Raw genomic sequence first — 10,908 nt, forward strand, 5'->3', positions numbered from 1 at the left:
ATTAGAAAGTGAGAAAATTAAGTAAAGTATTAGGTGTAATATTATCTATTATGATAACAGTTGGTATGTTTTTTGGGTGTAGCTCAATGAAGGTTGAATCAAAGGAAAGTATAATAGTTACAGATCAATTAGGCAGAGAGGTTGAAATAGATAAAGTTCCGGAAAAAATAGTTTCATCATATTATATATCTACTTCCTTATTAGTTAACCTAGGAGTCAAGGACAAGCTAGTAGGGATAGAAGGTAAGGCAAATACAAGAGAACTATATAAAAAGGCATCACCAGAGCTTATAGATTTACCTGCAGTAGGAAATAGTAAAGAGATAAATGTAGAAGAATGTGCAAGTCTTGAGGCAGATCTAGTTATTATACCAGCTAGATTAGAGAGCTTTATAGAAAAGTTTGAAGCTTTAAACATACCTGTAATAGCTATTGAACCAGAAACTCTAGATGGATTTATGGAATCAGTAGATTTATTGTCAAAAGCAGTAGGAAAAGAAGAAGAAGGACAAGAATTAAATGCTTACTACAAAAGTATAATAGAAAAAGTTGAAGGATTAACTAAAGATGTTACTGACAAACCAAAGGTATACTTATCAGGAAGTGATAGTATTTTAAAAACTTGTACATCAAAAATGTATCAGAATTATTTAATAGAACTTTGTGGTGGAGAAAATGTGACCTCTAATTTAACTGATGGTTATTGGGCAAATATTTCTGTTGAAGAGCTTATAAAGTATAATCCAGAAAAGATATATATGGTAGGATATGCGACTTATTCAAAGGAAGATGTTTTAAAAGATTCAACGCTACAAACTATAGAGGCAATAAAAAATAAAGATGTATATACTTTTCCATCAACTTTAGAAGCTTGGGATTATCCAACACCAAGTTCAATATTAGGAATGTTATGGCTTACTAATAATTTATATCCTGAAAAATATTCTAAAGAGAAGTATAAGAAGGATGCTACAGAATTTTATAATAAGTTTTATGGAATAGACGTAACTGAGGAAGAAATAGGTTTATGATTAAAAAACATCTAAAGCTATATCACAGTATAATATTATTTATTCTAATAATATTATCGTTATTTATTGGAAGATATAAAATTGATTTAATTGAACTATTAAATGATGGGTTATTAAGTAGGGATTTTACAATATTTTTTAACATAAGATTACCAAGGGTAATTCTTGTTGTATTCAGTGGTGGAGCTTTAGCTTTAGCTGGTCTGGTGTTTCAAAGTATATTTCAAAACCCATTAATATCACCAGACGTATTAGGGGTAACATCAGGGTGTTCTTTAGGTGCAGCTTTAGCTATTATTTTTATGGCTGCAAATCCGATAATGATGCAGTTTATGGCATTTTCAACAGGTATGATTGCAGTAGTGTTTTCAGTGCTTTTATCAAAAAATATGGGAGGTAATAAAATCTTAGGACTTGTAATCTCTGGAATAGTAACGCAAGCTTTAGCTTCTGCTATGATTATGATATTAAAATATTTTGCAGATCCTTATAAAGAACTTCCTGCTATTGATTATTGGCTTATGGGAGGATTTCATAATAGCAATTGGGATAATATTATTTATGTAATACCTCCGGTTATAATATCTATAGTACTTCTTTATTTATTAAGATGGAGATTAAAAGTTTGTACAATGGGAGATGTTCAAGCTACTTTATTAGGTGTAGATATAAAAAAGATAAGAATTATTACCATTCTTATCTCAACATTGTTAGTATCAGTAGTTGTATCAGTGGCAGGGGTTGTTAGTTGGATTGGTATATTAGCTCCTCATATAGTAAAATCATATGCTAAAGATGATATAAGCCAAAATATGATTTTAACAGTACTTATGGGTGGAATGATAATGTTAGTAGGAGATACAGCAGCTAGAAGTTTAACAACAACAGAAATTCCTATAAGTATACTAACATCACTGGTAGGTGCACCTTTCTTAGTCTATCTTATTAGCAGAAGAGGTGATTTAAATAAGAGATAGTTTAAATATAGAAAATATAGAATTTTATTATGGAGATTATAAAGTTTTAGATGAAATTAATATGAAGCTAAAACCTGGAGAGATTAATATATTAATAGGAGTAAATGGCGCTGGAAAAACAACTCTGCTAAAAGCTATATCTGGATTATTAAAAGATATTAGAGGGACTGTTTATTATGATGATTTAGATTTAAAGAATATGAGTTATAGAGAGAAAGGGAAACTTATATCATTTATACCTCAAAATATTCATACAGATCAAAATTATTCTGTTTTAGATATTGTTGTTATGGGTATTACGCCATATTTATCATTAATTGAAAATCCAAGAGAAGAGCACTATGAGATAGGTAGACAAATTTTAAAAGAATTAAACATATATCACTTGAAAGATAATAGTATAGGAGAGTTAAGTGGTGGAGAAAGAAGAATGGTCTATTTAGGAAGAGTATTAATGCAAAAGTGCAAGATTATTCTTTTAGATGAACCAAATACATTTTTAGATTATGTAAGACAACACGATTTTTTTACATTTATAAGTAAGTTTGTTAAAGAGAAGAAGCTTATTACTTTGTTCACTATACATGATATAAATCTTGCTTTGAGATATGCTGATAGGATTCATATTTTAGACAAAAACAAGATTATAGACGTAGTTAATTGTAGAGAAAGTGGATATGAGAAAAGAATATTAGAGTCCTTAAAGAAAATATATATGAGAGATTTTTCTATAGTAGATACAAAAGTAGGGCCAATGATTATTTGTTAAGGATAAGAAGTGCTTAAAAGCTAAGCACTTTTATATCCAGAAAGCTATACGATTTTTACTTCCTTATGTCCGCATACATCACATTTATAATAAATCTTATCATATTGCTTATTATCATAAGCATAAGGATATTCTTCCATTATTTCTCCACAGATAGGACATATAAATTCTTCAGATTTTTTAGATACCATTGAAGGAACCCCCTATAATAATATTTTAATAAATATTATATAATTAATTAATGCAATTATCAAAAATAAAGTATAAAAAACTCGGTAATTACCGAGTTTTTTATACTTTAGTGTTTTAACTTTCCAACTACTGGAGAGCTACTTAATATTCCAGAACCATGAGAAACATTTTTTATTGATTCTGTTGCATCTGTTCCTGCTTTACAGCCGTGATGTTCACCATTTGGGAAATTACTAGTTACATCATAAACAACTCCGTCAACAGCTATGTATGCAGGTTGACCATTTGTGCCATTATACTTTGATAATTCATCAAGAGTGAAAGTTTTTTCAGTTCCTGAATTGATTGATTCATTTTTATTTGTAGTTGAATTATTAGTAGAGTTTTCAGTTTTATTTTTATCATTTGTAGTATTATTAGTACCAGTATTACTACAACCAACAAAAATACCTACTATTAATAGAGCTACTAATAGGAAACTAATAGTTTTTGGAAAAATTTTTTTCATTTTAATTACTCCTTTAAATTTTATATTTTGGAACAAATAATTCCATGATAAAAGTATTATTTGTTAAATAAGATAAATTTATTCTAGAGATGATAATAAAAATATATACTGCATATATAATCAAATAGGGAAGTGTTTTATTTGCAGATATTTAGAAATATAGAATGATAGATCTAGTAGTGAAAATAACCTCAAACTAGATTATTATGGTGTTTTATATCCAAAAGGAGCTGTAAACTTAACGGTAGATGATCCAGGACGTGAATGGTAATATTTAAATTAAAAATAAGAGTTTATTTTTGGGCTCTTGTTTTTAAAAATTTATATGGTGAAATTTGTATCTAGTTGAATTTTAATAATATATAGAAAAAAATATTAGCTTTATGATAAAATAATGAAAACGATAAGATGAATAAACGAATGATGGGAGAAAAAAATGAAAGGTAAAGTATTAGAATTATTAAAGTTACGAAGTAATGATATATCTATAGAAGAATTAAATGAATTTACTGCTACATCTATAAGTGAAGAATTATTTATAAGTAGAAATTTAGCTAGTCAGTATTTGAATGAGTATGTATTAGAAAGAAAGGTTATTAAGATAACTGGGAGACCAGTATATTTCTTTGAGAAGAGTGTAGTTGAAAAAAAATATAATGTAACCTTGCGTAAAGATACATTGACATTAAATGAATTTTTAGAAGTAATAATGCCTAAAAAAGATGAAACAAAGGATTTTAATAAACTAATAGGATTTGATGGTAGTTTAAGTTATAATGTTGAGCAATGTAAGGCTGCTATAACATACCCACCTCATGGGCTACCGATATTATTTTATGGACCAACTGGAACGGGGAAAAGTTTCATGGCTCAGCTTATGCATGAATATGCAATAAATAATGGAATTATAGATAAAGATAAAAAATTAGTTATAGTTAATTGTGCTGAGTTTACAAATAACCCTGAATTATTAACAGCAAATCTTTTTGGTTCTAAAAAGGGGGCGTATACAGGTGCAGATAAAGATAATGTAGGCCTTTTGAAAATTGCAGATGGTGGAATACTATTTTTAGATGAAATTCATTGTCTTAAGCCTGAATGTCAGGAGAAGCTATTTCTGTTTATGGATAAAGGAATATATCATATGGTAGGAGATAATGAAACTTGGCATGAGTCAAAAGTAAGATTAGTATTTGCTACGACTGAAAATCCACAAGAAGTTTTATTAAAAACACTATTAAGAAGAATTGCAATTATTTCAACTATACCATCATTAGAAGAAAGACATATAGAAGAAAGAAAAGCTTTAATTTATCACATATTTAAAAGCGAATCTAATAGGATAGGAATAGAAATTAGAATAAGTAATGCAGTATATAAGATGCTATTAAATGGTAAGTTTACAGGGAATATCGGACATATTAAGAATTTAATAAGAGCTGGATGTGCTAATGCGTTCTTAAAGTATAATGAAGATGATAAATATCTAGGGGTTAGTATTTATAATATGCCTCAGTATTTAATAAACGAATCATTAAAGGATAATATTAATGTTGAAAGTACCTTCGATAAAAAGATGATAGATATAGAGCAAATAAATCCTAAAAATATCAAAAAGACCAATTCTAAGATAGTTTCTTTTTATGAAGATATAATTAAAGAATTTAACATATACTTAGAAAATAGAAGCGAATTTACGAAAGTAGTGGACAAGTATTATATATTACTAGAAAAATTCATAACAAAAATATTGCAAAATATTTTTGATATAGTAAATAAACAGTATAAATTAGAAGTTTATAATAATGATATTATAGCTTATGCAAAGTTTTTAAATGACTATATTGAGAGTAATTCTAATATAGTTTTATGGGAAAAATATAATAAGGATATAGTTAAGAGGTTCAATGAGGAATGTAAGTTAAAATATAGTAGAGAGTATCATATTGCTTTAGAAATAAATAAATTGATAGATAATAGTTTGGATATAGCTTTATCAGATATGGAATTAAGTTTGTTGGCTATTAATATTAAATCATATAATAAAGAAATAGATATTAATAGAGTTCCAGGAATAATATTAAGTCATGGATACTCTACAGCTAGTAGTATAGCAGATGCTGTAAATAAGCTTATAGGTAATTATGTTTTTGATGCTATAGATATGCCATTAGGGGTTAGTACTGAAGAGATTATCGAAAAAGTAAAAGTACATATTAATAGGATTGGGAATGTAAATGAGCTAATATTATTGGTTGATATGGGGTCTCTAGAAGATATTTACTCTGGTATTCAGAGAGATATAAATATTGATATAGGTATAGTAAATAATATAACAACAAGACTAGCATTAGATATTGGATTTAAACTTGTACAAGGGGTTGAAACTGAAAATATATTAAAAGAAGCTTGTGAAAGTAATTACTCTACATATAAATATATAAAAAATAGAAAGAGAGAGAAAGCTATTATAGCAGTATGTCCTTCGGGTTTAGGTACATCTAAAAAAATAGCTGAGCTAATAAATAAAAGTTTGCCTAAGAATATAGAAGTTAACATATTCCCTTGTGATTATGGAGTAATAATAGATGAGAGTAAATTAAAAGGTTTGATGGATAAGTTTGAAATAGAATTAATAATAGGAACTATAAATCCTAATATTAATAATATACCTTTTATTTCTTTAGAAAATATTATAACAAATCAAAAGTTAGAAGAATTAGAAAGTATACTTGAAAATTATTTAACTGTTGAAGAGTTTGCACAATTCAAAAAGAATATAATAAAGACATTTTCATTATCAAACATTCTTAATTATCTTACAATTCTAAGTCCTGAAAAAGTCTTAGATGTTGTTGAAGAGGTAGTATGTGATTTAGAGAGAAGATTGAATATAAAGCTAAAAAGTAATATAAAAATTGGGCTATATATACATATGTCTTGTTTAATTGAGAGATTGATTACTAAAAGTTACATAACTACTTATTTCAATATTGAAGATTTTAAAAAGAATAATCAAGAGTTTATAGATATAGTAAGAGAATCAGCGAATCCTATAGAGACATACTTTAGTGTCGAAATACCTGTCGAAGAAATGGGATATATATATGACTACATAAACAATAATGAATAAAATATTGAAAAATAAGGCGTGTCACTTATCGACAGATAAGTTGGCACGCTTCTTGCTTATATATAAGGTGTAACTAAAGATTATTTTTGGAGGTGAAAAAATGAGAAAATATTATCTAGCATCACATGGAGAATTGGCTGCAGGAATATTATCTTCAATGAATTTAATTGTAGGTGAAGTCGCAAATATCAAAGCATTAGCTTTAGAGAAAGGAAATCATCCAGATAATTTGGCTGATATAGTTAGAGATGATATTAGAAAAAGTGGAGAAGAAGTGGAATTTGTAATTTTCACTGATATAGCAGGAGGAAGTGTTAACACTGCTATGACTAAACTTTGCTCTAATGAAAATGTAACTGTTATATCAGGAATGAATTTAGGATTAGTTTTAGAATTTGTTTTATCAGGATGCTATTTACCAGTAGAAGAAGCGGCAATTAATGCTATTAACACTGGTAAAGAAGGAATGGTATTTTTAAACAAAAAGAAATTAGATGAAAACATTAAGTCAGAAGGAGAAGAAGAAATATGGTAATTTTAACTAGAATTGATGACAGACTATTACATGGGCAAGTAGCTTTTGCTTGGACTAAATCTTTAGGAGTAGATGCTATATTAGTTGCTAATGATAATGCAGCTACAGATCCTATAACTAAGATGGCTATAAAAATGGCAGCTCCAAATGGAGTAAAGTTAGCTATTAAAACAGTTAAAGAAGGAATAGAATTGTTAAACAACCCAAAATCTGAAAAAGTTAAAATATTTGTAGTTGTTAAAAACACAGAAGATGCGGCATTAATTGCTAAAGAAGGTAAAGGTATAAACCTAGTTAATGTTGGTGGGATAAAGAAACAAGAAGGAAAGAGAATGTTAACAAAAGCAGTTTTTGTTGATGATAAGGATATTACCAATTTAAGATCAATTGAGGAACTAGGAATTGAAGTAGAAGTAAGACAGGTTCCTACAGATGCAAAGAAGAGTTTATCAGAGTTATTAAAATAAGAATATAAAGGGGAAATAAAAATGATAGTACAAGCTTTATTAGTAGGACTAGTAGTTTTACTTTGTTTCTTAGGTGAATTTTACTTAGGTTATACAATGACAAGAAGACCACTTGTAGTTTCTGCATTAGTTGGTTTAGTTTTAGGTGATTTAAAAACTGGTATTATGATAGGAGCAACTTTAGAATTAGTGTTTATGGGAGTTGTTACAATAGGAGCAGCTACTCCACCAGATACATTAACAGGTTCAGCTTTAGGTACAGCATTTGCAATTCTATTAGGACAAGGAACTGAACTTGCATTTACGTTAGCAATTCCAATATCTTTCCTAGCACAATTTTTAATAGTTGCTAATTTTATAGCAAGAGCTAATTTAAATGGAAGAGTTGAAAAACATATAGAAAGTGGAAATATAAAGGCAATTGAAAGATTACACTTAGGTGCTAGTTTAGTATTAGGATTAATATTAGCTGCAGTTACAACATTAGCTATCGCATTAGGACATGATGTAATGAAGTCATTTATAGATATGATACCACAAGTAATAATTGATGGTTTAAATGTTGCAGGTGGATTATTACCAGCAGTTGGTTTTGCATTATTACTTAAGCTTATGTGGTCTAAACAAATGGCCATGTATTACTTCTTAGGATTTATATTAGTTTCATATTTCAATTTACCTATATTAGCAGTAGCTATTGCTGGTGTTATTTTAGCAGGAATTTTCTATCAAGAAGGTAACTTTAGATTGTTAAATATGAAGGCAGCAACAACTTGTAATGATGATGAGGAGGATCTTTTCAATGACTAATGCAGTTAAGAATATTTCAGCTGAAGATAAAAAGGTATTAAGAAAAGTTTTTAAACGTTCTATGTTTATAGGATGTTCATACAATTATGAAAGAATGCAATCATTAGGGTATCTATACGCTATGATTCCAGCTATAAAAGCTTACTATAAAGATGAGGAAGATAGAAAAGAAGCGTATAAAAGACACTTTGAACTTTTTAATACTACACCACATATTTGTAGCTTTATTATGGGATTATCTACAGCTATGGAAAAGGAAAAAGCAAATAACGAGGATTTTGATACAACTTCAATCAATTCAGTAAAAGTAAGTTTAATGGGGCCATTAGCAGGTATAGGAGATTCATTATTCTGGGGAACTTTAAGAATTATAGCTGCAGGTATAGGTATATCACTAGCTGAACAAGGGAATATATTAGGTCCTTTATTATTCTTATTAATATTTAACATTCCTCATTATATAGTTAGATATTTAGGAACTATGTATGGATTTGGGTTAGGTAATGGATTCTTACAAAAGGCTTATGAAAGTGGAGCTATGGCGTTTGTTACTAAAGCAGCTAATATAGTTGGATTAATGGTAGTTGGAGCTATGACATGTTCTATGGTTAAGATAACATCTCCGTTAATTCTTAATCTAGGTGGATCTGAATTAATTATACAAGATATATTAAATCAGATTTTCCCTAACCTTTTACCTTTAGTATTAACATTCTGCACATTTAACTTTATTAAAAAAGGTAAGAGTGTAAATGCAATATTAGTTGCATTACTAGTACTTGGAGTTCTAGGAAGAGTAGTAGGAATACTATAAAATATATTTTATGCCTCTAATTTTTGGAGGCATAAAGTTTACTTGAAAAGGAGAATATGATATGGGAACAATGTTAGATTGTATTAATAGAATTCCTTCAATAATTAATAATATATTAGATACAAGGGATAACAATTATAAAGAACTTATTGATGTACTTTCAAAAAGAGAAGAAAAGATAGATGAATTAGTTTTTATAGCTTCCGGTACTTCATATAATTCAGCATTTGTAGCTAAGAATTTTATAGAAGATATTGCAGGAATAAGAGTTACTCTTATGTATCCAAATTTTTTTATAAATTATAATAAGATATTAAACAAAAATGCTCTTTATATAATTATCTCACAAGGTGGTTCTACTAAAGTATCTTTTGATTCTGTTAATATGTTAAGAGAAAAAGGTTATTTAGTAGCTACTATAACAGGTAGTATAGAGTCTATTATAGCTAAAGCTGGGGACATAAAAATAGATATGATGTGCGGAAAAGAAGAGTATTTATGGCGTACAATAGGATACTCTTCATCTGTAGTGAATAACTATTTAATTGGGTTAGAAATAGCTAAGTTATATGGTAAGATAGATGAGGAAGTATATAATAAGCATATAGATATGTTAAGGGCGATTCCTAATAATCATAGTAATCTTGTTAATAAAACATTATCATGGTATGAGCAAAATAAAGATGTGCTTATAAACAATAAGCTATTTATGCTTACAGGTGCTGACGAACTATGGCCTGTTGCACAAGAAGCAGATATCAAATTGATGGAAACTGTTACTTGTTTAACTAAAAGCTGTGAATTAGAAGAATCAATACATGGGCCACAGAACGCTTTTAAGAAGGAAATGACAATTTTTATCCTAGTGGATAAAAATAAAGATTGTGATAAAGCACTATCTATTGCTGAATTCTGTAAGAAGGAAGCAGCTACATGCTTTATAGTTGGAGATAAAGTTTTAGATCATAAAGATTTAGAAATAGAAGTAGTAGGGGAGAGTTTCAAAGCTCTTGAATATATAACACCGTTCCAAGTGCTATGTTATTTAATATCATGTGATATAGGGAGAGATCTTACAACTCCTATATATCCGCAACTTACAAAATATATAAACAAAACATTATAAGAAAGAAAATAAATTAATAAATATAACCGCATTTATCTAGCTAAATATTATTTAGCTAGATTTTTGTTTGCAAATATAGTTTTAATTAGAACTAGAGTTCATAAGTTTTAATTTCTGCAAATATATTATTATATAGTAATCTATCTAGGAGAAAGCATGTTTAAAAATCAAGAGTATTTAGGTGTAGAATATTTAGGCAGAGATAATATCAAAATATCTGAGTATGAAAAAAAGATATGCAATTTTTATTTAATTAAAAATAGCAAGGATACTGAGGGTTATTACACTATTAATAATAAGGATTACTTTATTTTAAAAGAAGCAAATCGATTAAAAGAAAACAGAAATATACTTTATGAAGAATGTGAAATAGTTATTTTTGAAGATGAATTAATCATAGATGAAGAAAAGTTTAGAGGTGGAAAGAAAAAAATAGTAGATGTAAATATAAAGGAAGATTTTTTATATTCATTGGCACTATATTATATAAGAAATGAAAATAGATAAGATGTACAAGAAGTAATAAGGCAATTAGGGGATATTTAT

At 28.1% G+C, this 10,908-nt stretch carries 12 protein-coding genes; 10 read left to right on the top strand and 2 right to left on the bottom strand.

The features are described from left to right. The first annotated feature begins 8 nt into the window (after positions 1-8). Genes H8S20_RS05365 through H8S20_RS05375 form a run of 3 tightly spaced genes read left to right on the top strand, consistent with a single transcriptional unit; the run spans position 9 to position 2,777 of the window. On the top strand, positions 9-1,031 hold the full coding sequence (locus H8S20_RS05365; RefSeq protein WP_186859475.1) for an ABC transporter substrate-binding protein: 1,023 nt from the start codon (positions 9-11) through the stop codon (positions 1,029-1,031). Continuing rightward, entirely contained in the window at positions 1,028-2,008 is a 981-nt protein-coding gene (locus H8S20_RS05370; protein ID WP_186859476.1) for a FecCD family ABC transporter permease, read from the top strand. The genes H8S20_RS05365 and H8S20_RS05370 overlap by 4 nt, the downstream gene beginning before the upstream one ends. A 16-nt stretch (positions 2,009-2,024) precedes the next feature. Then, complete coding sequence (locus tag H8S20_RS05375; protein WP_366455662.1) at positions 2,025-2,777, top strand: ABC transporter ATP-binding protein; 753 nt, start codon at positions 2,025-2,027, stop codon at positions 2,775-2,777. Positions 2,778-2,821: 44 nt separating this feature from the next. On the opposite strand, the gene H8S20_RS05380 is transcribed toward H8S20_RS05375, so the two are convergent. Further along, entirely contained in the window at positions 2,822-2,968 is a 147-nt protein-coding gene (locus H8S20_RS05380; RefSeq protein ID WP_186859477.1) for a hypothetical protein, read from the bottom strand. A 107-nt stretch (positions 2,969-3,075) separates the two neighbouring features. Continuing rightward, positions 3,076-3,477 (bottom strand): cytochrome b5 domain-containing protein, encoded by a 402-nt coding sequence (locus H8S20_RS05385; protein ID WP_186859478.1) that lies wholly within the window; start codon positions 3,475-3,477, stop codon positions 3,076-3,078. Positions 3,478-3,913: 436 nt separating this feature from the next. Between H8S20_RS05385 and H8S20_RS05390 the strand changes: the two genes are divergently transcribed. From H8S20_RS05390 to H8S20_RS05420, 7 genes are all read left to right on the top strand, one after another. Continuing rightward, positions 3,914-6,610, top strand: a complete 2,697-nt coding sequence (locus tag H8S20_RS05390; RefSeq protein WP_186859479.1) for a sigma 54-interacting transcriptional regulator — start codon at positions 3,914-3,916, stop codon at positions 6,608-6,610. Positions 6,611-6,710: 100 nt separating this feature from the next. Then, positions 6,711-7,145, top strand: a complete 435-nt coding sequence (locus tag H8S20_RS05395) for a PTS sugar transporter subunit IIA (protein WP_186859480.1) — start codon at positions 6,711-6,713, stop codon at positions 7,143-7,145. Beyond that, entirely contained in the window at positions 7,139-7,612 is a 474-nt protein-coding gene (locus H8S20_RS05400) for a PTS sugar transporter subunit IIB (RefSeq protein WP_032118202.1), read from the top strand. Before H8S20_RS05395 ends, H8S20_RS05400 begins: the two co-directional genes overlap by 7 nt. A gap of 21 nt (positions 7,613-7,633) precedes the next feature. Then, positions 7,634-8,422: a PTS mannose/fructose/sorbose/N-acetylgalactosamine transporter subunit IIC gene (locus tag H8S20_RS05405; protein ID WP_032118203.1), complete on the top strand. Its 789-nt coding sequence runs from the start codon at positions 7,634-7,636 to the stop codon at positions 8,420-8,422. Continuing rightward, on the top strand, positions 8,415-9,236 hold the full coding sequence (locus H8S20_RS05410; RefSeq protein ID WP_032118204.1) for a PTS system mannose/fructose/sorbose family transporter subunit IID: 822 nt from the start codon (positions 8,415-8,417) through the stop codon (positions 9,234-9,236). Before H8S20_RS05405 ends, H8S20_RS05410 begins: the two co-directional genes overlap by 8 nt. A 61-nt stretch (positions 9,237-9,297) precedes the next feature. Further along, positions 9,298-10,362: an SIS domain-containing protein gene (locus H8S20_RS05415; RefSeq protein ID WP_186859481.1), complete on the top strand. Its 1,065-nt coding sequence runs from the start codon at positions 9,298-9,300 to the stop codon at positions 10,360-10,362. A gap of 156 nt (positions 10,363-10,518) precedes the next feature. Beyond that, on the top strand, positions 10,519-10,869 hold the full coding sequence (locus tag H8S20_RS05420; RefSeq protein ID WP_186859482.1) for a hypothetical protein: 351 nt from the start codon (positions 10,519-10,521) through the stop codon (positions 10,867-10,869). Positions 10,870-10,908: the final 39 nt, after the last annotated feature.

This window comes from Clostridium hominis (genome assembly GCF_014287825.1).
Lineage (GTDB): Bacteria > Bacillota > Clostridia > Clostridiales > Clostridiaceae > Clostridium > Clostridium hominis.